The organism is Anaerococcus sp. HMSC065G05, assembly GCF_001812365.1.
Lineage (GTDB): Bacteria > Bacillota > Clostridia > Tissierellales > Peptoniphilaceae > Anaerococcus > Anaerococcus vaginalis.
In genome coordinates this window covers 62,842-85,411 of the sequence record NZ_KV808696.1, presented here as the reverse complement: position 1 = coordinate 85,411, position 22,570 = coordinate 62,842, and the positions used below count along the sequence as shown (strand labels likewise).

The window sequence follows — 22,570 nt, the reverse complement described above, 5'->3', positions numbered from 1 at the left end:
TATTGGTGGGTTTGTCGACGCTCTGAGACACCTTTTAGGTGTCTTTTGCTTGCTTATTGAAAGTTTATATTTTTATTTATCTTTAATTATCTTCGTATGGCAATAAAGCTACTTGTCTAGCTCTTTTGATTGCTCTTGTAATTTCTCTTTGATGTTTCGCATTTAGTCCTGTAACTCTTCTTGGAAGGATCTTTCCTCTATCAGAAATAAATCTTTTTAGAGTTTCAATATCCTTGTAGTCTATTACTTTTGAAGGGTCTTTGACAAATGGATCGACTTTTTTTCTTGGTCTGAAATTTCTACGCATTTTATCCTCCTAAAATCTAGAAAGGAATTCTTCCGTCGTCTTCAATTTCTGTAAAGTCATCGTCAAAAAAGTCATCGTTATTATTCATGTTTTGATTGTTATTTTGTTGGAAATTATTTGAATTATTGTAAGAATTTTCTTGGTTCATATTTCCAAAACCATTGTCTTGGTTCATTGGATTATTTTGATATTGACCATCTGATCTTGATTCCAAAAATTCAACTCTGTCTGCAATAACATCTGTTGTGTAGACCATCTTTCCATCTTTGTCTTGGTAAGAACCTGTTTGGATTCTACCATCTATCGCACATTGATTTCCTTTTTTTAGATACCTTGATACATTTTCAGCTTGAACTCCCCACACTGTAATTCGTGGAAAATCGGCTGTTGGACGATTCATTGATTCCATTTCTTGTCGTTTTTGTTTACTTAAACCTCTATCAACTGCTAAAGAAAAACTAACAACTGCTTGTCCTTGTTGAGTGTATCTCAAATCTGGATCTTTTGTTAATCTTCCTATAAGAAAAACTTTATTCATTTAGTCCTCTTTTCTGATTACCATGTATCTAAGAATTAAATCAGATATTCTAAGTCTTCTTTCAAATTCTTTGATGTGGTCACCACTAGCTTTGAAATCAACGATATAATAATATCCTTCTTTGATGTAGTTGATTTCGTATGCAAGTTTTCTTTTTCCCCAGTCATCTACAGATTCTACTTCTCCACTTTCAGCTATAATGCCTTTGAAGATTTCTAAAGATTTATTTCTTTCTTCATCTGAAATTTCTGGTTTGTAAATCAATACTGCTTCGTAGTTATTCATCTTATTCACCTCCCTTTGGTCTTTGACCCCGATCTTTTGTCGGAGTAGAGAATTCTTATCTATGTTACTATAATTAGTTTTAAAAGTCAATAATTTTATTAAATAAATTCGCTAGAATTTTCTATATTAGAAAAATAAATTGCATTTGCAATTGCACGAGCCATAACTTTTGCCCCAAGGCTTCCTACAAGATTTAAATCTGCCTTTATTTTATTTGTAGCAAGAGAGAAAATTGTATCTCCATCCATCATTGTATGAACTGGTCTAATCGCTCTGGCATAGCCGTTGTGAGTCATTGAGGCGATTTTTCTAAGCTCAGTTTTATTAAATTTTCCATTTGTTGCAACAATTCCAATTGTTGTGTTCAAAGAATTTTTTTCAGATATTTTTTCTAAAACTTCAAGAGTTGGAATGAATTTATTATTTTTTAAAATTCCTGCAATTTGTTTATTTTTTTCATCATCAAAAATATCTCCCATGGCATTTACTGCAACAATAGCAGAAACTTTTAAATCGCCAACGCTTATTGTGGCAGAGCCAAGTCCTGATTTCATCAAAAATTCTTTGCCCAAAGCCTTTCCAACTGTAGCTCCAGTCCCTGCCCCAATTATTCCTTGACGATTTTCAGTAAAACTTGCATTTTTATAAGCATCACTTCCCATTTTTTTATCCGGTCTAATTTTGTAAGATTTATAATCCAAATCATATAAAATCGCTTGAGGAACTATGGGAACAATTCCACTTGGAACTTCAAATCCTCTTCCATCTTTTTCTAATTCTTCAACAACTCCAACTGATCCTGCAAGGCCATAAGAAGAACCCCCAGATAAAACTATAGCTGAAACTTCACTTACAGTATTTACAGGATTTAAAAGATCGGTTTCACGTGTTCCTGGCCCTCCTCCTCTTACATCAACACTTGCAGTATTTCCTTTTGGAGGAATTAAAACCGTAAGACCAGTTCCTGCATCAAAATTTTGAGCATGACCTACTTTTATTCCTTCAATATCTGTTATGTAGCCCTTATACATTTTTTCTCCTTATTAAAATTTTAAAAAATATAAATCCTACTTCCTATATCTATCCATCATTTCTCCAAAAACTTCTGCTGATGATGGTGCTGTGTAGGAAATTGCATTTGCTCCTGCATCAATTGTTTTTTTAATTGATTCAGCTTTACTACCGCCAGTTGCTATAATTGGAAATTTATCTCCAATTAATTTTCTAATTTCAGCGACAAGCTCTGGAGTTTTTGGTCCACCAGATACATTTAAAATTTCTGCGCCTGCTTCTATTTTCCCCAAAACATCATCTTTAAATCCAGTTACAGTTGCAATCACTGGTATGTCTACAAATTCTGAGATTGCTTTAATATCTTCATTTGGAATCGGAGAATTTACAACAACACCATAAGCTCCTTCAAGCTCTGCATCAAAAGCAATATATTTTGATCTTGCTCCTTGAGTTGTACCTCCACCAACACCAATAAAACATGGAACTGATGCAGTTGAAATTATTGATTGGGCAATTGTATTTTGTGGAGTGTAGGGATAAACTGCCATGATAGAATCTGCATTTGTATTTCTAATTATTGCAAGATCTGTTGTAAAAAGTAAAGATTTTATTCTTTTTTCGTAAATTTTTATCCCACTTGCCCTATAGATTTCTTCTGGTACTGTGATAAAAGATTTTCTTAGTTTTGAATGTACTTGTGGTACAAATTTTTTCATTTTTTCTTCCATAATTTCTCCTTTACAACTTATATTTTTTTATTGAACTTGTAAAAACAATAGACTCATAGACTCTCAAATTTATATTTTTAAAGATTTCCCTTTGAGAAATATTTCCAACTAGAAATTTCGATTTTCTTATATCAATAAATTTTGGCAAATCTACTATTATATCTTTTTGACAAAGATTATTTAAAATCACAAGAGCTTTTTTCCCATTGTAAAACATATAGGAAAGAACATCTTTATCCTTTAATTTTATGGGAAAATATCCCCCTCTAATTATATCAAGATAATCATATCTTACCAAAAAAATCTCCCTATAAAAATCAAATATTTCCTTTCTTATCCTAGAGTCAATTTTGTCTAAATAATATAAAGTTTCTTTCCCTTCTTTAATAAAAATATCATTTTGCCTTATTAGTGTAATAATAGCTATAAGTTTTGCTGATATTGTGTAAAAATGTTTAAAATCCAAAAAATTAAGACAAGAAAAATCAAAATCATCATTTAAAGAAAATATATTCGAATTTTTATTTTCATTTAAGATAAATTCTTTCAAATTTTCATTTTCCATATTTTTATAAGATAAATCTACAATTTTACAAATATTTTTATATTCTTTCCCATTTTTTGTATTTACAATTAAAATCAGATTTTTGTAAGATTTTTTCAAATATAAAAGGACTTCCCTAAAATTTATTTTAGAATTTTTACAATTATCAAATAAAAATCCATCAACTCCCTTATCAATCCAGAAATTTAAAATTGCCAAAATATTTTTCGCTTCCATTTGCCCATTCATTTTATTTATATCAATCCTTAAAATTATAGACAAATACATCTCGTGGCACAATAAAATTTCTCCTACAAAATCTCTAGTTTGACCCAAATTTTTATCAACTTGCGAATAATCAAAAAAATTCTTTTTATCCTTTTTAAAAATATCTTCTATTATCAAACAATCAATCCCAAGAATTTTTGCAAGCATAAATCTTTTATCAAGATCATAAATATCCACAAAACCCAAATCTGATTTATCTTTATTCAATTTTTTTGGATAAGTTCTATAAAAAATCTCAGCCATAATTCTCCTTATTTCTATATTATTATATTTACAATGCTAAAATATTCAAAAAGTCTAGTGATCAGTTTAATTGTCATTGGAAATAATTTTTAAAAAAATAAAAAATTCTTAGCTTTTAAAAATTTTAAAATAATTTCAAGCCAAATCTATTTAGATTTTTTTCGAAATAGATTTGACTTTTTTTATTTTGCAACCTATAATATAAATAACTATTTAGATAATTATCAAAATAGATTGAAAGGGAGTGATAACTTGTTTTCTGATACTTTTAAAGCTTTATCTGATCCAGTAAGAATTGAAATTTTAAATTTATTGAGAAAAAAAGGATCTATGAATGCGGGAGAAATTGCTGAAAATTTTGACTTATCTAAGGCAACCATCTCCCACCATTTAAAATTATTAAAAAATGAAGATTTAATTTATGAAACAAAAAAGAAAAATTTTATTTATTACGAGCTAAATACAAGTATTTTTGAGGATATAATGACTTGGTTTGTGAAATTTAAAGGAGTAGAAAATGAAAAATAAAATTAAATTTAAAAAAGAAAGTGTAATCTCAGTTATTATTTCTATCTTGTTGTTTGCCCTTGTAAATTTATTATTTTACAAAAAAATGCCAGAAACTTTGCCTACTCATTGGGGATTCAATAACAAAATTGATGGCTATTCAAGTAAATTTACAACCCTAATAACAACTCCCTTGCTTTTGATTTTTTTAAATATTTTTTCTTGCTTTATGCTTGATAACGATCCAAAAAACAAAGATAAAAATAATTTTGTAATAACAATCGGCAAGGCAACAATTCCTTTGGTTATGCTCATAACTTTTGTAATCAGCGTTTTTTATGGGCTTGGAAAAAAGATCAATGTTATGGTAATTATTTCTATATTCGTAGGTTTTCTTTTAATTTTAATTGGAAATTATTTGCCAAAAACAAAAAGAAATTATACAGTTGGAATAAAACTTCCTTGGACTTTAAATAGTGACGAAAATTGGAATAAAACTCATAGACTAGCAGGATATTTTTTTATACTTGGAGGAATATTTTTCTTATTGACTCCCTTTATAGGAAATGAATATTTGATTTTTTTAACATTTATGATAATAGGAATAATTCCTGCGATCTATTCTTTTTATCTTTATAAAAATGGAGTGTAAAATATAAAAATATAAGTCAAACACAAAAAAAGCATTGAACATAAAAGTCCAATGCTTTTTCTAAACCCTTTATTTTTCTTCTTTGAATTGTTCAAGAAGTATTTTTAATTTTTTAGGAATTGGCAAATCCATAGCAAGAGCATTTTCAAGAATTGAAAGTCCCTCATTTGCAATATAAAAAAATATTATCGAACTTCTTATCATAGGCTCATTTTTTATCAAACTTTTATCGCAAATATTTGCAATTCCTACTATTATAAAAATCATAATCTTTTTTAAAATCCCTTTAAAGCCTATTTTTGATGATAATTTTTTCTCAAATCCCGCCCTTATAATTCCAGAAATATAATCGCAAATTACAAAAGCTGTAAGAGAATAAATGAAAATATCCAAATCTCCAAGAAAAAATCCTATTAATGAGCCAAAAATAGTAAAAAAGATTTTTACTAAGTCCTTAAATTTGTCCATACTTTCTCCTTTAAAAATTTTTTCCATAAAAAAATCACCTCCTACTTATAAATAAGTAAAAAGGTGATATTATCCCAAAATATTTAATTTTCAAAAGATTTAAGCTCAATATCTCTTTTGATTTTATTTATTTCCTTAGATTTTTCTTTAGAAAGTTTTTTTATAAGAGTGATAAGTTTTTTTTCAGATTTTTGAATATCCAATTTCTTTTTTCTCATATCAATCCTTAATTTCATATCAGAAAGAGCATTTCTAGGTCTTGAAAATTCACTAAGTTTATAAGGAAGATCTAGAATGCTTGCAAGATTTGGATCAAAAATCAATAAATCAGCATGAAGTTTTAATAAAACATCTTGACTTCTATCAATCGATTTATTAATTACATTATTTTTATTTGATCTTAAAAAATCTCCAACAATATTTCGTCCAACAAGACCAGTAATAGAATAATCAGACGCCTTTCCCACTCTTATACTTGCTCTTTGCAAAACTCCAAGGGCCTCTCTTGCCTCATCAAGCAATTTATTAATTTCTTTTATTCTAGTATTTTCATAATTATAATCTTTCATAAATCTCTCCCCAAATTTTTATCTTATTATATTATACCCAAAAGTGAGCAAAATAACTTTTTGGGTATAGTAATAATAATTAAATATAAAAGGAGATTGTATGGCTTTAATAATTTTATTTAACGCTAATGATATAGAAAAAGAAAAATTAAGAATTTTATGCAAAAAAGAAAATGTAAAATTAAAAATAATTGGCATGGAAGATGTTGAACAAAAAGTAGGCTACCTTGCAGAAATTGATGGTTTTGAAAAAATAGAATCCGAAGGAGAATATATAAAAGAATTTGATTTTACCTTTGCGTTTTTTAAAGATTTTGAAGAAAATGATTTATTTCCATTTATAGATAAAATGAGAGAAAACGGCATTGTGATAGAACACAAAGCAGCAATCACTCCAACAAATATAAAATGGACACTTAGATATTTACTAGAAGAAAACGACCAAGAACACAAAACAATGCAAATTGTAGAAGAAATAAATACCTACTTAGAAAAAGCAAGCAAAATAAAAGAAGAAAGTGGCAAAGAAAATCCAGAAATAGCAAAATCAGTAAAAGAATTAAACCACTACTTCCAAACAGCTGGCGAAAATTTCGATATAAAAATCGCAAAAGAATTTAGAGATAAAATTAAAAATTTGGTAGAAAATTTATAGGTAAAACTCTTACATTAATTTGTAAGAGTTTTTAATTTTAAAAATTCAATTATTTTTATAAAAATCAAAAAATCTTTGCTGCACTCTAAAAGTGAAATATTAAAATATTTATAAATTTATTTGACAAAGTGTAAAAAGCATGGTATTATTTTATCAATACGAAGAAGAGTTTAGTAAATTAAAAAATATTAATCGCAGAGAGGTTTCGTTTGCTGAAAGGAACTATGATATTTTTAATTGAATAGAGGCTTGGAGTTGGAAGTATAATACATAAGCTTCCCGTTGACTGCGTTTTAGTCTTACTAATGAGGCAAAATTTATTTTGCGAATTAGGGTGGCAACACGTTTATATCGTCCCTTTATCGGGGCGTTTTTTTTATAGAAAAATATTAAATTTTTTTTAAAAAATTCAACTGACTACAGATTACATAAATAAATATAAACTGTTATAAAACGCTTAATTTACCTAAAATATATATAAATAAAAAATAAAACTACCTGTTTTTTGCTGGTAGTTTTATTTTTTCAATTTTTATTTTCTTTTTCTTAATAAAGCATACAATAATCCACTTAGTGAGCTTGTTAGAATTATGGATATTTTATTTCCTACTCCTGTTTTTGGATTATTTGATGATGGACTTTCAATTTTTGTTTTGCTTTGATTATCCTTTGTTTTTATTTTTTGTTTAGGTCTTTGTGCTTTTTCTTTGGCTTCTTTTAATTCTTGCCAATAAGCTTTTAAATTAATATTCTCCTTTAAATAAATTTCAGAATTTGGATAATAAATTTTATCTCCATCTTTCCAATACAAAAATTTAAATCCTTTTTTCATTGGTTTTGGTAGTTTATATTTTGTATTTCTTTGTCCTTTTATTGATACATTTCCCAAAACTCCATTTAAATCTCCTCCATCAAGATCAAGATTTATATTTACAGACATAAATCTTTCCAAATCTTTTTGAGCAAAATTGAAATCTGCAAGAGCCATAGCGTATCTTTTTTTAGCTTCGTCAAATTCATCTTTTAATTTATTTGTTTTTTCTTTTTGTCTATCAAGATTTTCTTTTGCCTTATCCAAAGCAATTTGAGCATTTTCTTTTGCCTTTACCTTTTTATTTATTTCTTCTATATTTTCATAACTTTGTGGATTATTTACATCTATATTTTGAGCAATTTCAAAATCAGCCTCAGCATTTGCTAAATTTTCATTTTTCAATTTTAAATTATTTTCGGCATCTTCTTTTGATTTTTTTAAATCTTCAAAAACTTTTTTCATAGCTTTTACTTTTCTATTTGCCTTAGCTAGATTTTCTTTTGCCTTAGAATAACTTTCAAATTCTTGATTTTTTTGTTCTAATAATTCATTTGCTAATTTTAATTCTTCGCTAGCCTCTGCAAGAGCCTTTGCCGCTTCATCTTTTTTATTTTTTAAATCACTTATATTTTTATTTGTATTTTCTATATTTTGATTTAGCTTATTAGTTTCTTCATTTAATTTATTTATTTCTTCATTTTTAGAATTTTCTTCTGATTTTTTGTCTTCTAATTCTTTTTCTTTAGCTTTCAAACTATTTTCTAAAGTTTTTCTTTTCTCATTTAAGCTTAAAATTTGATTTTGAAGATTAATTTTTTCTTCTTCTGCTTTTGTTTTTGCATCTTCTAGTGTTTTTATTTCATTATTTTTATCTTCAAGTTCTTTATTTGTACTAGCTAAATCATTTTCTAGTTTTGTTAATCTTTCTCCGTATTCCTTATTAGAAGCTATGTGATTTGCAATTTTAGTATCAAGTTCATTTATTTCAGCTGTTAAACTATTTATTTCACTTTCTAAGACTTTCTTTTCTTCTTCTAATTTTTGAATTTCCTTTTTATTTTCTTCAAGTTTATTAATTTTTTCTTGATTTTCTTTTTCCTTGTTTGCTATATCTTGCTTTATAGCTTGTAGGTCTTCCTTTTCTTTTTCAATCTCAGAATTTTTAGCTGCAATTTGTTTTTCTAAAGCATCAATTTCTTTTTTTAGATCTTCAATTTTTGCCAAATCTTCTTTGCTAGGAGTTTTTATTCCATTCATTAAATTTTGAAGATTTGTGCAATAATCATCAAAAAGTTTTTCGTATTCTTCTATAGAATGAGCTTCATTATCTTTAGTATAATTTAATTGAAGAGATTGAACGAATCCAAACATTCCAGGTCTTATAGCGTATCCAGATGTATAAGAGTCTCCAAATTTGAATTGCCCCCACATCAAATCATCTACTAGATTTGTGTAGTGTCCTACTTGTTGAAAATCTTTTGATATTCCTGTATCCTTAAATATTTCGTCGCTGTGTAAAGCTATATAGTATCCCATCTCTTCTCTACTTTTACAGCCTTTTGTCCTCAAATAATCAAATAAAATTTTTTCTTGATCCCACCAGCCTTCAATTGCTTCTTTTCCTTTGTCAGATCCACCCCAGTGTAAATTTTCAAAAGGTGGTTGATGAATTCCTGCGTGTTCGATTTTATTAGCTGAATAATTCGCATTTGCTTGGGCAACTGCCATATCAAAATCGCTGATTTGTAGAACACTTAATTTTCTTCCATCAATTCCACCATCTTTTTGTCTTTTTTCATTAACAACTTTTAAAGCCTCAATAGCTTTTTTCATATTTTCAAGACTTCTAGAATCATCAGATGACATATTTCTATTTGCATCCAAATACTCTTGACCAATTTCTTTAGCCCTATCATTGTTTGGAAGTTTTGTAAATACATCAAGAGCTTTTTGTGATTTGTTTTGTTCAAAAAATCCTACAGAGCCTTTAGCCCATTTCTCTTTTGCTTTTTGTTTTTCTTCTTCGCTTACAGTCTTCAAAGATTCTTCTAATCTTTTCAATTCTTCTTTTTTGCTTTTAAGATTTGTTTCAAGCTCTGTTTTTTCAGCAGTTTTTCCCTTAATAGAATTTTCTTTTTCAGTTTTTGCCGTATTAAGATTTTTTATTTTTTCCTTTTCTTTATCTATAGTTTTTTGTAAATTTTCATTTTCTTTGGAAAGATTTTCTATCTTGGTATTATCTGCATTCAGCTTATTTTCTTTTTCAGTTTTGCTTTCTTCTTTTTCTGTTTTTTGCTTATTTAAATCATCAAGTTTTTTGCTAAATTCTTCATTTTCTTTTTTTAGATTTTGAATATCTTCTTGAAGTTTTGATATTTTATCTTCAATAGATTTTTTTTCTGATTTTGATGTTTTAAGATTTTCTTTAATTTCTTTAAGTTCTTGTTCTTTTTCTCCTAACTTATTTTGTAAATCTTTGTAGCTTTGGCTATCTTCGCTTACTTCTCCAATGGACTTTTTTATCTCATCTATTTCATTTGATATTTTCTTTTCTTCATCTTTTATCTTAGCTAATTGTTCATTTGCTGTATTAAGGTCATTTTTCAAATTTTCTTGGTCTTTATTTAGTGAAGCTAATTTTTCTTCTTCTTGTTTTAGGCTTTCACTTTTTTCTTCCAAATCTTTTTGAGCTTGGCTTTCTTTTTCTTCTGCTTCTTTTTTCTTATTTTCGGCATCTTTTAAACTTTCTTCAGCATTTGGATTTTTTTCTTTTTCTTTTTCAAAGTCAGCACTAGCCTTCTTTTCTTCTTCATCTGCCTTATCAAGCTCTTCCTTTGCCTTATTTGTTTTTTCTTCTTTTTCTTTTAAATCTTTTTCGGCACTTTCTTTTTCATTTTTTGCATTTTCTAAGTCTTTTTCTTTTTGGGATTTATAATCTTCTACTGTTGAATCCAAATCTTCTTTTGCTTTTTTATTTTCTTCTTCCAAATTTTTATTTTCTTTTTCAAGATTTTTTTCTTCTTCTTTGGAATTTTCATAATCTTTTTGGCTTTGTTCTAGATTTTTTTCTTCTTTGTCAAGATTATCTTTTGCCTTATCGTAATTTTCTTTTGCTTGTTCGTAAGTTTTTGCCTTTGTGTCTTTTTCTCCAGAAGGATTTTCAATTGTAGAATCTTTATAAACGCTTTCATCAGCTATAGCCTTATTTGCTCCATTAATTATAAATGTGCTTGAAAGAGCCATTATCAAAGCTATTTTTTGTATATTTTTCTTTTTCATTTTACTTGCGAAAAAATCGCAGACCTCCTTTTAAAATATTTTAATTTCTTTTATTATTATATCAGATTACAGCAATAAAATAAATTATTTTGTATAAAAATAAACTTTTTACAATAAATTTTTCAACAAGTCCTTGTCCAAAATATAAATTTCTCTCCCCTTTATTTTTATTATATTTTCATCTGCCATATTTGATAATTCTCTCGAAAGGGATGGTCGTGTTGTTGCTAGAAAATCTGCTAGTTCTTCTCTCGTTTGATCTAAAATAATTTTGCCATCATTTTCTTCTATCAATAAATAATTTCCTATTTTTTGTCTTAGGGTAAATTGGTTGGTTATTTGATTTTTTTGACTTAAAATAAGACATTTTTTGCTAATTAAATCTATATAATTTATCAAAAATGATTTTGGCATAGTTTCATTAATTAATTTTCTAAATTCTTTTATCACTATTAATTTTGATTTTTTTTGAACATAGGCTGAAAAATCGTAAGGCTCTTTTAGGTAAGCATAAACTTCCCCAAAAATTGCTTTTTGATTGAATGTTTGAATTATGGATCTTTTGCCATTTGCATCAAATTTTGCGACTAGAATTGAACCTTCTATTAAAAAATATAAATCTTCTTTTATTTCGCCTTGATTAAAAATATATGAATCTTTTTCATAAATTTTTTCTTCAATTTTTATTTTTTCTTCTAAAATTTTTAAATCTTTTTCTGATAAATTTTTAAAAATTGGTATTTGTCTTAAATTCATTTTCCACCTCTACTAAAATTATATCTTTTATTAAATTTTTTCAAATTAAAAAGCGATGAAGTTTTTTCTCCATCGCTTTTTGCTTATAAAAATTTATTTCTTTTTGTATTAAAATCTAAATTTGATTCAAAAATTTCATCAATTTTTATATTATTTTCTTTTGCCAATGGTTCAATTTTTTCTAAATCTTCCTTATTATATACATAAACTGATACTCCACAAGCATGGCTAGCCTGTCTTGGCGTTGGCGCAAGGGTTGCTTTTATTTTTTCTTTTCTTAAAATTTCTAAAAGCTCTGTCGCAATCATTGCATTTTCTACTAAAATAAAATATTTCATTAGTCAAGCATTTCTATAAATGCACCAATTCTTGTTTTTAATTGTTCTGCATCTTCGTCTGTGTAGTCTGTTTCTATTCCAATGCAAGGAATATTTTCTTCTTTTAATCTTTTTTCTACAAAATATCCTTCTGTATCGTAAATATTACAGAATTTAAGGTTGATGTCGATTACTCCATCGGCATTGTATTCGTGATATAGTCTAATTATATCATCAATTCTTGATGTGTTTGGTGTAAAGCAAGCGCAATTTATACTTCCTAAATATCTTTGTGCAAGATTTTTAACTTCTGTATCCAAATCGCCCTTTGTTTCGTCTACTGGATTTTCTATATATCTAATTCCTGTACACAATTCTTCGCCAACAACTGCTCCACCGTTTGTTTCAATTATTTGGTGTAATTTCCAGTTCGGAATTGAAAGTGGTGTTCCTGTAAGAAGGATTCTTTTTGTTCCTTTTTTAAATACAGATACATTTTCTTTAACTCTTTTGTCAAGTTCATCGCAAAGTTCATTTACTTTTTGTGTAAATCTTACTGGATCATCGAAAAATGAAATTTGTGTAATTAAAAGTGTATCTCTTCCTGAAATTGGAACATTATCTAATTTTCTAAAATCGTATAGTCTTTGCATTGCACGTCTTTTGTTATTTATCATTACAATTGCATCGTGTAAGCTTTCTGCTGTTACTTTATTTCCTGTTAATTCTTCTAATTTATCAATATATAATTTGATTTCTTTTTCCCATTTTTGGAAATCTTCATCTCTTTTCATTTGTGGAATATCCATTATATACATTGGGGCATCTTCTGCCAAAATTTCCCAAGCTTTTTTCTTGCCATCGCAAGTTGTTTCTCCAACAAATAAATCTGCTATTCTAAAAAATGGACAAGTTCTATCAAATCTTGCACCAAGTGATGCTTTTATCAAAGGACAAGTTGCTGTTGGCAATTTTTTCTCGCCACCTGGAACCCAAAATTGTGAGCCTGAGCAAAGTCCTGTAGAAATTCCATTTGCTGCCCAAACAACTTCTTCTGGAACATGGATACAAAAACTTCCTATAACTTTTTGTCCATTTTTTTGAGCCTCAATCAATTCAGCAGGTCTTACTCCGTGAATATCTGCTGTAACTGCATTAAAATAATCCATTTTTTCTGGTCTGTTTTCTTGTGATAAAAAAACATCCCCAAAAGCTTGTGGTAAAACTTCACACAATAAATCGTGCTTATCAAGATCCATACTCAAATCGTCCCACATTTTATGATTTTTATCCATTTTATATCTCCTCATAAGTTAAAATTTTATCTGCCTCATAGATACAATTTTTGAAAGTAAAATCTGGTTTTTTTGATTTACTTATTTTATAATTTTCGTAAACTTTTTTGTCGATAATATCGCTTATAGCAAATGGACAAGTTGCTTTTATAATTTTTCTTTTTATGTTTTTCTTTTTATATTTGGATTTTATCTCTAATAAAAAAGAAATCCTATCATCTAAGTTTTTAATAAATCTTATGTAAAATTCTAATTTATAAAGCAAAGTCCCACTAATATCACTTTCTTGTAAATCTTTTAATATCTGATTAATTTTTTCGATTTTTCCAAGACTTTCAAAATATATTTTTTCATCAAAATTTCTATCTTCCAAATTTTCAAGAAAATTTTTTAAATCTTTCTCATAAACAATTTTTTTGTCAGTATTTTTTTCCAAATACTCATTAAATTTCTTGCAATAATCATCAAGAACAAAAAATTTTGAAGAATATATCAAGGGGCATTTTTTAGTTTTTAGATAGGCAATTGTAGAATTAATTGGATCACATACATTTTCTAATTTGTAGTAATCAAATATATAGCTATCAAGTCCAATAATTGGGTAAACAATAAAACCATAAGAGATCAAGAGAGCATCAAACTTATCTGAAAAAACTCCAACTACATTGTCATTTTCCATTTTTGCACAAATTGCATCCACATAGGCTTCTCTTCTCAAATCTTCTAGTTTTATCTTCATAAAATAGCAGCTCCAATCGCTCCTGCAAATCTGCCATCGGGATGACTTTTAACACTACTGTTAAGTTTTTCTTCCAAAGCTTTCATTATGTATTCATTATTTGAAAAACCACCAGTAAGAAAATATCCATCAGTATCAGATTTTTTTTGAGCAAGCTTTGAAACTTTTGACACAATAGAATTTATAACTCCGCTTGCAATATCTTCTCTTTTTGTTCCTTTTCCCATCAAAGAAACAACCTCAGATTCTGCAAAAACCGTGCAAGTTGAAGAAAGTTCTATGTCCTTGCCTTTTTTTGCCATTTGAAAAAATTCTTTCAAATCAAGACCAAGCCTGTTTGCCATAACTTCCAAAAATTTCCCAGTTCCAGCCGAACACTTATCATTCATCAAAAAATCTACAACCCTATCTTCATTTTGGACAATTATTTTTGTATCTTGTCCGCCAATGTCGATTATAGTTCTATCTTTTGAGCCCAAAAAATGTGCGCCCTTGCCGTGGGCAGTAATTTCTGTAATAATTTTATCAGCAAAATCTACGGCAATTCTACCATAACCTGTAGCTGTGATATGACTTTCTTTTCTATCATATCCCAAATCTTCTAGCTTTTTGATTATTTTTCTGCCAGTTTCTTTGCTATTCCATCCGCTGCTTATAACTTCTTTATAAAGTATTTCATTTTTTTCATTATTTAGGACAACATACTTACTAGCAGTTGATCCAATATCTATACCAATATAATACATATTACCTCTCTACATTTATGATAACATACAAGAAAACTTTTTCCAAATTTGATTTAAAAAATTTTCCAAAATATTTAATTAAATTTTAATTTCAAAATAAAAAATTCCCCAAAAAAATTTTTAAATTTTGGGGAAATATTTTTAAACGTATATAAATTTATTTTTTCTTTTTATGCAGTAATTATTTCCAAATCTTTTTCTACACTTGTAATTGGTGAAATATTGAAATTTTCAACCAAGAAATTTACTACAGTTTCTGATAAGAAAGCTGGAAGTGTTGGTCCAAGATGGATATTTTTTACTCCTAGACTTAATAAAGCTAATAAAACTATTACTGCTTTTTGTTCGTACCAAGCTATATTAAATTCTAATGGCAAATCATTTACTGATTCAAGTCCAAAGGCATCTTGTAATAACAAAGCAGTTTTTACCAAAGAATATGAATCGTTACATTGACCAGCATCTAAAACTCTTGGAATTCCATTTATATCTCCAAGATTTAATTTGTTGTATCTGTATTTTGCACAGCCCGCTGTCAAAATAACATAATCTTTTGGCAATTTTTCAGCAAATTCTGTGTAATATGATCTGCCCTTGTGTCTTCCATCACAGCCTGCCATTACAACAAATTTTTTAATATTTCCAGCCTTAATTTCTTTTACTACATCGCCAGCAAGTGCTTCAACTTGGTTGTGAGCAAAGCCTCCAACAATTTTTGTATTTTCTAAATTTTCTGGAGCCTTGCAAGATTTTGCCATCTCAATAATTTGAGAGAAATCTTTTTTGCCATTTTCATCAGCTTTTATGTGTTTTGCACCAGGATATCCTGCATTTCCTGTTGTAAATAACCTATCAAGATAGTCATTATCTTTTTTAAGTGGAACTATACAGTTTGTTGTCATCAAAATTGGTCCATTGAATTTTTGAAATTCTTCATTTTGACTCCACCAAGAATTTCCATAATTGCCGTGGAAGTGGTCATATTTTTTGAATTTTGGATAATAATTTGCTGGAAGCATTTCTGAGTGAGTATAAATATCTACACCAGAATCTTTGCTTTGCTCAAGTAACATTTCCATATCGTTAAGGTCGTGACCTGAAATTAAAATCGCAGGATTATCTCCAGCAGAAAAGTCAACTTCTGTAATTTCTGGATTTCCAAATTTTTCTGTGTTTGCCTTATCCAAAAGCTCCATTGCCATAAGACCATGTTTCCCAGTTTCCATTGTTAAATTTATTAAATCATTAATATCTTTATCATCTTTTAAAGTTTTTTCCAAAGTTTGGGCGATAAATTTATCAACTTCTTCATTTCTGAAACCTAAAACATTTGCGTGATGATTATAAGCTGCCATTCCTTTTAAGCCATAAGTTACAAGTTCAACCAAAGACCTTTCATCTTCATTTATTATATTTAAAACTCCAACTTCAATAGCTTTTCTTTTTAGCTCATCCCTATCATCACTTGTATATTTTGCTGCATCAGATAAATTTTCAATTTTATTTTCTTTTATTAATTTATCCTTAGCCTTTATAGTTTCTTCTACCTTTCTTAAAATATCTTCCTCATCAAAATTTGCATTTGTGATTGTAACAAACATATTATTTGAAATTAAATCATAATATTTAGAATCAACTTCTCCAATTTTATTTACAACCTCACTAAGTCCTTTTGTAACATAAATTAATAAATCTTGGCTGTTGGCAGTATTTTCATTTTTCCCACAAACACCAACTTTCGTACAACCCTTGTTGCCAGCCGTTTCTTGACATTGAAAACAAAACATAATAAAATCCTTTCTTTTTTTTATCTTTCTTACATTCTTATAATACAAAATAAAAAATATTTAATCGGTAACTTATGTTACAAGAAGAAAATTTTTTAAATCAAATCTCATTTTAAAACAAAATTTATTTTTTGAATAAATTGCTATCTCTATTATAATTAGACTATGAAAAGAAAAGGAGTGATTATGAAAAAAATTATTGCAGTTGATATAGATGGTACTTTGTTAAATTCGAAAAGACAGATTACTGAAAAAACTAAAAATGCTTTGATTAAGGCGCAAGAGCTTGGTCATATTGTTGTTATTGCATCTGGGCGTGATCCTCTTGGGGTTTATCCTTTTGCGGATATTTTGGAATTTGAAAAATATGGTGGGCTTATTTCTAATTTTAATGGTGGAAGAATTACTAATTATAAAACAAAGGATGTGATTATTAATCATCCTATGGATTTTGACCTTGCAAAAGAAATTTTGCAATTTAGCGAAAAAAATCTTTTTATGCACTATATTATTTACACTGAGGATAAAATTATTACAAGTTCTTCTAAAACTTACAAGCTTGAGGAAATTTGTCAAAAGGCCTTTACTCATTATGAAGTAATTGATGATTTGGCTTATAGTTTGGATTTTGCTCCTAATAAAATTTTATTTTCTCAAGATCCTAATTTGATTGATGATGATGCAAAAAAATTAATGGATAAATTTTCTGATAAAACTACTCAGGTAAAATCTACTCCTTATTTTTATGAAATTATGCCAAAGGGAATTGGCAAGGGAGAAAGTCTTGTTGAAATCGCTAAATATTTTGATATGGATATGAAAGATGTGATTGCTTTTGGCGATGAGGAGAACGATCAAACCATGATTGAGATGGCAGGTATTGGTGTGGTTATGGAAAATGGCGCTAATTTTATGAAAGAAAAAGCTGATTTTATTACAAAATCAAATGATGATGATGGAATTGCTTACTATTTGGAAAAATTTGTTTTTAATGAAAAATAATTAAAATTTTTGATTTTTTATTTGATTTGGGTATATTTTAATTGAGATATTTCGAAATATATAAGGAGGAAATATGATAATAGGAATACCAAAAGAGATTAAGGACCAAGAATCTAGAGTTGCAACTGTGCCTGGCGCTGTTGCGGAATTAGTTAAAGCTGGTCATGAAGTTTTAATTGAAAATAATGCTGGTTTAAATTCTGGTATTACAAATAAAGATTATGAAGATGTTGGCGCAAAAATTGTCGATTCAGCAAAAGACGTTTGGGAAAAATCTGATATTGTCTACAAGGTAAAAGAGCCTTTAAAAGAAGAATATAAATATTTAAGAGAAGGTTTGATTTTATATACTTATCTCCACCTTGCAAGTAATGAAGAATTAACAAAAGAATTAGTCGATAAAAAAGTTACAGGCATAGCTTATGAAACTTTAAAACTTGATAACAAATTACCACTTCTAGCTCCTATGAGTGAAATTGCTGGAAGAATGGCTGTTCAAGAAGGTGCAAGATATTTAACAAAGCCTGAAGGCGGAAGAGGAATTTTACTTCAAGGAGTTCCAGGAGTAAGACCTGCTCACGTTGTAATTGTTGGAGCTGGTACTGTTGGAGCTGGTGCTGTAAGAATTGCTGTAGGAATGGGTGCAAGAGTTACAGTTTTGGATGTAAATATTGACGCTTTAAGTAGATTACAAGATATTTTCCCAGATAAAATAGAAACACTCTATTCAAATCCTATAAATATTGAAGATTCTGTTAAAGATGCAGATTTAGTAATCTCCACAGTTTTAATTCCAGGAAGACGTGCTCCTCAACTTATAAAAGAAGATATGGTAAAACAAATGAAAGATGGATCAGTAATAGTTGACGTTGCAATCGACCAAGGTGGTTCAACAGATATTACAAAAGGACATCCAACAAGCCACACCGATCCAGTTTTTGTAAAACACGGAGTAATTCATTATGCTGTTGCAAATATTCCAGGAGCAGTTGCTATGACATCAACTTATGCCCTATCAAACGCAACAACAAAATATGTAAAAACAATAGCAAATCTTGGACTAAAAAATGCCTGCGAAAAATCTCCAGAAATAATTTCTGCAGTTAATACTTACGATGGATATGTTACAAACGAAGGAATAGCAGAAGATAACGGCTACGAATATAAAGAATTAAATATAAAATAAAAATCAAATAGGGACTGTTTGAAAATGAAATAATCATTTCAAACAGTCCCTTTCTTATTCACAAAATATAATTTTATTTCACTAAGCACACTAATCAAAATCAAAAAAACAATTTGGATTCCAACTAAAATCAAAACAATTTTATCATTCAAATCATATTTGTAAAAAACAAACAAGGTCATAGCCATACTAATTATCCCAAAAATCAAAGACAATTTGCTAGCATAAAGATTTCCAATTTTCCAATTTTTTTCATTTTTCATAGAAAGCCTAGTCCTAAAACCAGACCACCTCGAAATTTTTTTATAAGCCTTGTTCTTTAAGAAAAAATACATAAAAAAGAAAGAAATAGGAATAATCAAACATACAAAAAATAAAAACATACCAACCTCCAAGTTTTATCATTTTACTTATACCCAAACTTTTAAAATATTCTTAAATATCTCTAATTTTTACTTAAAATTTAAAAATAATTTATTAGTTCTTAATAAATTATTTTTTCACGTGATTTTTATTTGATAATCCCATATAATCAAAAAAATTGCCCTCTTTACTGATTTTAGTCAGTTAAGAGGGTTCCTTTTAAAATTTTTTCTTTATTATTTTTCCCAAATATTATCTGGGTATAATCCTTGGTCGAACATTTTTTGGAAGGATTTTTGTGCTGGGACTAGGTCCTCTTTGTAAGTTATTCCTATCCACTTATCATTTGTTGGAAGAATTGTTACATCTGCTTTATTTTCTTTTATTAGCTCTCCTATCATTTCTGGAAGAACGTATTCGCATGAATCTAAATTTTCTTTATTTTTTTCTAGATATTTTATAAAATAATCTTCGCTCATATCAATAAATTCTGGGAATGATGCCCAAAGGTTCATTGATACTGTTGTTTCTAGATTAAGTATATCACTATCTAAATTCTCTTTACTTGATATTTTTCCATCTTTTTCTAATTTTATTTCGTGAGTTTCTATTATGTCTACTAATTTATTTTCTTCGTTTCCTATAGATACTCCTCTTGTAACGGCTCCCTTGTCTGATAGGGTGTTTTTTAATTTATATCCTGCCATAGCTATTTGTAGCTTGTCGTCGATTTTTTTATCGCTTGTTACAAGAAATTCGTGTAGGGAATTAAACACGCCTTTTCCATAATAATCGTCTGCGTTTATTATTAAAAATGGTTCTTTTACTATATTTTTTGTAGATAGTAAAGCATCAACTGTTCCCCATGGTTTTTTTCTGTCTTTTGGACTTTCAAATCCTTTTGGCAAATCCATATCTTGGTAAGCATATTCTACTTCTACTATTTTTTCAATTCTATTTCCAATTATTTCTTTAAAGTCTTCTTCTATATCTTTTCTAATTATAAAAACAACCTTATTAAATCCAGCTTTTATTGCATCATAAATTGAATAATCAATTATTGTGTAACCATTATCATCCATTTTTGCAAGCTGTTTTATTCCTTGTCCATATCTTGAGCCAATTCCTGCAGCAAGAACTACTAGTGTTGTATTCATTATTACTCCTTTTCTTCATAACCGTTAGGATTTTGTGATTGCCATCTCCATGAATCCTCGCACATCTCATCAATGCCTTTTTCTGCTTTCCATCCTAATACTTCATAAGCTTTGCTCGCATCTGCAAAACATTTTGCTATATCGCCTTCTCGTCTTTCTACAATTTTATAGGAAATTTTCTTGCCACAAGCTTTTTCAAATGCTTTTAAAACTTCAAGGACAGAATATCCATTGCCTGTTGCAAGATTTATAATTGAAACTCCTTCTAGCTTATCAATTTTATCTACAGAAAGCACATGGCCTTTTGCAAGATCTACTACATGAATGTAATCTCTAACTCCCGTTCCATCAACTGTATCATAATCATCTCCAAAAACTCTCAAATAGTCAAGTTTTCCTACAGCAACTTGGGCGATGTATGGCAAAAGATTGTTTGGAATTCCTTGTGGATCTTCTCCAATTTTTCCTGATTCGTGCGCTCCTATCGGATTAAAATATCTCAAAAGAACAACTTTCCATTCGGGATCTGATTTTTGTAAATCTGTCATAATTTGTTCCATCATGGATTTTGTCCAACCATACGGATTTGTGCAAATTCCTTTTGGAAAATCTTCAGTAATTGGAACTTTTTCTGGATCTCCATAAACTGTTGCTGATGATGAAAAAATTATATTTTTGCAAGAATATTTTCTCATAATCTTTAATAAGGATAAGGTTCCGCTTATATTGTTATGATAATATTCTAGAGGTTTTTTCACTGATTCTCCTACAGCTTTCAAAGCTGCGCAGTGGATTACTACATCTATATTTTCTTTTTCAAAAACTTCGCTTAATTTTTTTTCATCAAGTATATCAGCTTCATAAAAAATTATATTTTTGCCAGTAATTTCCTCTACTCTTTTTACAGAAATTTTTGATGAGTTTGTTAAATTATCATATACTATAACCTTGTAATTTTTATTTAATAATTCAACTGCTACATGGCTTCCAATATAACCTGCTCCACCGGTTATCAATACATTTTTCATTTAAAATCTCCTTATAGAAGAATATTTTTTTGACTTTCTTTATCAAAGAAATGCATTTTTTCTTCGTCTAGGTATATTTTTATTTCCTTATTCTTTTCCAGTAAATTTTCAACGCTCAAAGCGCAAGTGATTTTTTCTTCTTTGCACTTAATGTATGCATATTGTTGAGCTCCTAATAATTCTACAAAATCAACTTGTCCTATTAATGTTGAATTAGTTTTTCTAAATCCATCATATATATGCTCAGGTCTTATTCCACAAACAATATCTTTTGATAAATATCCTAAATCTTGAAGTTTTAATGCTTTTTCTTGACTAATATGGAATTTTACATTTTCATTTTCCATATAATAATCGTCATCTTCTTTTATTATTTTACCACTTATTAAATTCATTTGTGGAGAACCAATGAAAGTTGCTACAAATAGATTTTCTGGTTTTGAATAAACGTTTATAGGAGTATCTACTTGTTGGATAACTCCGTTATTCATAATAACAATTCTATCTGCCATAGTCATTGCTTCTGTTTGATCGTGGGTTACATATATAAATGTTGTTGCAAGTTGCTCGTGAAGTTTTGATATTTCTGCTCTAGTTTGCACTCTAAGTTTTGCATCCAAGTTACTAAGAGGCTCGTCCATCAAAAATACTTGAGGATTTCTCACAATCGCACGACCTAAGGCAACTCTTTGTCTTTGACCACCAGAAAGAGCTGCAGGCTTTCTATCAAGATATTGTTCTAGTCCCAAAACTTCTGCTGCTGCTTTTACTTTTTTATTTATATCTTCTTTTGGAACTTTTGCAATTTTTAAAGCGTAGCTCATATTATCTTTTACAGTCATTTGTGGATATAAAGCATAATTTTGAAATACCATTGCTATATCTCTATCTTTTGGTTCAATATCATTTACTAACCTATCTCCAATATATAGCTTTCCTTTTGATATTTCTTCAAGTCCTGCAACCATTCTAAGAGTTGTAGATTTTCCACAACCAGATGGCCCAACAAAAACAATAAACTCTTCATCTTTTATTTCTAAATTAAAGTCATTTACAGCAGTAAATTTATTATCATATATTTTATAAATATGCTCGAATTTTAATCCAGCCATATCAAACCTCCTTAAACATGTCTTCTATTATATAAAAACAAAACTAAAAGCATAAGCGCTAGTGAAACAAATTGAATTAAAAGTGGACCATAGCCTGCTTTTCTATGTCCTACAAATTGCAAAATAACTCCAAGAACAAATATTATAAAAAGTACAATATTATTTAATTTTTCTTTTTTGTAATAATCCAT

The 22,570-nt window shown here is 28.5% G+C and carries 25 protein-coding genes and 1 other annotated feature; of the genes, 5 read left to right on the top strand and 20 right to left on the bottom strand.

What is annotated here, in order from left to right:
- Positions 1–82: 82 nt before the first annotated feature.
- The 6 genes from rpsR to HMPREF2852_RS03260 all read right to left on the bottom strand — a co-directional run bounded on the left by rpsR (position 83) and on the right by HMPREF2852_RS03260 (position 3,947).
- Positions 83–307 carry a 30S ribosomal protein S18 gene (rpsR, locus tag HMPREF2852_RS03285; protein WP_019116506.1) on the bottom strand — a complete coding sequence of 75 codons (225 nt, stop codon included), beginning with the start codon at positions 305–307 and terminating at the stop codon, positions 83–85.
- 16 nt (positions 308–323) lie between these two features.
- On the bottom strand, positions 324–845 hold the full coding sequence (locus tag HMPREF2852_RS03280; RefSeq protein ID WP_070605918.1) for a single-stranded DNA-binding protein: 522 nt from the start codon (positions 843–845) through the stop codon (positions 324–326).
- Positions 846–1,130, bottom strand: coding sequence for a 30S ribosomal protein S6 (gene rpsF, locus HMPREF2852_RS03275; protein ID WP_019118399.1), 285 nt, complete (start codon positions 1,128–1,130; stop codon positions 846–848). It abuts the gene before it with no gap.
- A 98-nt stretch (positions 1,131–1,228) separates the two neighbouring features.
- Positions 1,229–2,161, bottom strand: a complete 933-nt coding sequence (locus HMPREF2852_RS03270; RefSeq protein WP_070605917.1) for a P1 family peptidase — start codon at positions 2,159–2,161, stop codon at positions 1,229–1,231.
- A 36-nt stretch (positions 2,162–2,197) separates the two neighbouring features.
- Positions 2,198–2,872, bottom strand: a complete 675-nt coding sequence (locus HMPREF2852_RS03265) for a beta/alpha barrel domain-containing protein (RefSeq protein WP_070605916.1) — start codon at positions 2,870–2,872, stop codon at positions 2,198–2,200.
- A 10-nt stretch (positions 2,873–2,882) separates the two neighbouring features.
- Complete coding sequence (locus tag HMPREF2852_RS03260; protein WP_070605915.1) at positions 2,883–3,947, bottom strand: alpha-amylase family protein; 1,065 nt, start codon at positions 3,945–3,947, stop codon at positions 2,883–2,885.
- Between the two features lie 252 nt (positions 3,948–4,199).
- Here HMPREF2852_RS03260 and HMPREF2852_RS03255 point away from each other — a divergent pair, with 252 nt between their 5' ends.
- Together HMPREF2852_RS03255 and HMPREF2852_RS03250 are read left to right on the top strand one after the other, a co-directional pair.
- A complete protein-coding gene (locus HMPREF2852_RS03255; RefSeq protein WP_026074061.1) occupies positions 4,200–4,475 on the top strand; it encodes an autorepressor SdpR family transcription factor in 276 nt (91 codons plus the stop codon).
- Positions 4,465–5,106 (top strand): SdpI family protein, encoded by a 642-nt coding sequence (locus HMPREF2852_RS03250; protein WP_004839221.1) that lies wholly within the window; start codon positions 4,465–4,467, stop codon positions 5,104–5,106. The genes HMPREF2852_RS03255 and HMPREF2852_RS03250 overlap by 11 nt, the downstream gene beginning before the upstream one ends.
- A gap of 69 nt (positions 5,107–5,175) precedes the next feature.
- Here the strand turns inward: HMPREF2852_RS03250 and HMPREF2852_RS03245 are convergent, their stop codons facing one another.
- Both HMPREF2852_RS03245 and HMPREF2852_RS03240 read right to left on the bottom strand, forming a co-directional pair.
- Positions 5,176–5,574, bottom strand: a complete 399-nt coding sequence (locus HMPREF2852_RS03245) for a phage holin family protein (protein ID WP_070605919.1) — start codon at positions 5,572–5,574, stop codon at positions 5,176–5,178.
- A gap of 83 nt (positions 5,575–5,657) precedes the next feature.
- Positions 5,658–6,143 carry a hypothetical protein gene (locus tag HMPREF2852_RS03240; RefSeq protein WP_070605914.1) on the bottom strand — a complete coding sequence of 162 codons (486 nt, stop codon included), beginning with the start codon at positions 6,141–6,143 and terminating at the stop codon, positions 5,658–5,660.
- A gap of 100 nt (positions 6,144–6,243) precedes the next feature.
- On the opposite strand from HMPREF2852_RS03240, the gene HMPREF2852_RS03235 reads away from it, so the two are divergent.
- Entirely contained in the window at positions 6,244–6,798 is a 555-nt protein-coding gene (locus HMPREF2852_RS03235; protein WP_070605913.1) for a DUF3783 domain-containing protein, read from the top strand.
- A 152-nt stretch (positions 6,799–6,950) separates the two neighbouring features.
- Positions 6,951–7,160 (top strand) — a binding site (T-box leader).
- A gap of 170 nt (positions 7,161–7,330) precedes the next feature.
- On the opposite strand, the gene HMPREF2852_RS03230 is transcribed toward HMPREF2852_RS03235, so the two are convergent.
- From HMPREF2852_RS03230 to hcp, 7 genes are all read right to left on the bottom strand, one after another.
- Complete coding sequence (locus HMPREF2852_RS03230) at positions 7,331–10,891, bottom strand: hypothetical protein (protein WP_070605912.1); 3,561 nt, start codon at positions 10,889–10,891, stop codon at positions 7,331–7,333.
- Positions 10,892–10,999: 108 nt separating this feature from the next.
- Entirely contained in the window at positions 11,000–11,647 is a 648-nt protein-coding gene (locus tag HMPREF2852_RS03225; RefSeq protein WP_070605911.1) for a Crp/Fnr family transcriptional regulator, read from the bottom strand.
- 83 nt (positions 11,648–11,730) lie between these two features.
- On the bottom strand, positions 11,731–11,985 hold the full coding sequence (locus HMPREF2852_RS03220) for a putative Se/S carrier protein (RefSeq protein WP_070605910.1): 255 nt from the start codon (positions 11,983–11,985) through the stop codon (positions 11,731–11,733).
- Positions 11,985–13,259 carry a double-cubane-cluster-containing anaerobic reductase gene (locus HMPREF2852_RS03215; RefSeq protein WP_039920570.1) on the bottom strand — a complete coding sequence of 425 codons (1,275 nt, stop codon included), beginning with the start codon at positions 13,257–13,259 and terminating at the stop codon, positions 11,985–11,987. The genes HMPREF2852_RS03220 and HMPREF2852_RS03215 overlap by 1 nt, the downstream gene beginning before the upstream one ends.
- A 1-nt stretch (position 13,260) precedes the next feature.
- Positions 13,261–13,998 carry a hypothetical protein gene (locus HMPREF2852_RS03210; RefSeq protein ID WP_070605909.1) on the bottom strand — a complete coding sequence of 246 codons (738 nt, stop codon included), beginning with the start codon at positions 13,996–13,998 and terminating at the stop codon, positions 13,261–13,263.
- Positions 13,995–14,744 carry an acyl-CoA dehydratase activase gene (locus HMPREF2852_RS03205; protein ID WP_070605908.1) on the bottom strand — a complete coding sequence of 250 codons (750 nt, stop codon included), beginning with the start codon at positions 14,742–14,744 and terminating at the stop codon, positions 13,995–13,997. The genes HMPREF2852_RS03210 and HMPREF2852_RS03205 overlap by 4 nt, the downstream gene beginning before the upstream one ends.
- A gap of 170 nt (positions 14,745–14,914) precedes the next feature.
- The gene (gene hcp / locus HMPREF2852_RS03200) at positions 14,915–16,531 is read right to left on the bottom strand and encodes a hydroxylamine reductase (protein ID WP_070605907.1); all 1,617 of its coding nucleotides are present in this window, start codon (positions 16,529–16,531) and stop codon (positions 14,915–14,917) included.
- 186 nt (positions 16,532–16,717) lie between these two features.
- Between hcp and HMPREF2852_RS03195 the strand changes: the two genes are divergently transcribed.
- A complete protein-coding gene (locus HMPREF2852_RS03195; RefSeq protein ID WP_070605906.1) occupies positions 16,718–17,533 on the top strand; it encodes a Cof-type HAD-IIB family hydrolase in 816 nt (271 codons plus the stop codon).
- A 73-nt stretch (positions 17,534–17,606) separates the two neighbouring features.
- On the top strand, positions 17,607–18,719 hold the full coding sequence (gene ald / locus HMPREF2852_RS03190) for an alanine dehydrogenase (protein ID WP_004839233.1): 1,113 nt from the start codon (positions 17,607–17,609) through the stop codon (positions 18,717–18,719).
- 38 nt (positions 18,720–18,757) lie between these two features.
- On the opposite strand, the gene HMPREF2852_RS03185 is transcribed toward ald, so the two are convergent.
- The 5 genes from HMPREF2852_RS03185 to HMPREF2852_RS03165 all read right to left on the bottom strand — a co-directional run bounded on the left by HMPREF2852_RS03185 (position 18,758) and on the right by HMPREF2852_RS03165 (position 22,570).
- A complete protein-coding gene (locus HMPREF2852_RS03185; RefSeq protein WP_261667974.1) occupies positions 18,758–19,054 on the bottom strand; it encodes an SdpI family protein in 297 nt (98 codons plus the stop codon).
- Between the two features lie 264 nt (positions 19,055–19,318).
- Entirely contained in the window at positions 19,319–20,239 is a 921-nt protein-coding gene (locus HMPREF2852_RS03180) for a nucleotidyltransferase family protein (RefSeq protein ID WP_070605904.1), read from the bottom strand.
- Between the two features lie 2 nt (positions 20,240–20,241).
- Entirely contained in the window at positions 20,242–21,267 is a 1,026-nt protein-coding gene (gene galE, locus HMPREF2852_RS03175; protein WP_004839236.1) for a UDP-glucose 4-epimerase GalE, read from the bottom strand.
- Positions 21,268–21,278: 11 nt separating this feature from the next.
- A complete protein-coding gene (locus tag HMPREF2852_RS03170; protein ID WP_070605903.1) occupies positions 21,279–22,379 on the bottom strand; it encodes an ABC transporter ATP-binding protein in 1,101 nt (366 codons plus the stop codon).
- Between the two features lie 11 nt (positions 22,380–22,390).
- Positions 22,391–22,570, bottom strand: coding sequence for a DUF6903 family protein (locus tag HMPREF2852_RS03165; protein ID WP_004839238.1), 180 nt, complete (start codon positions 22,568–22,570; stop codon positions 22,391–22,393).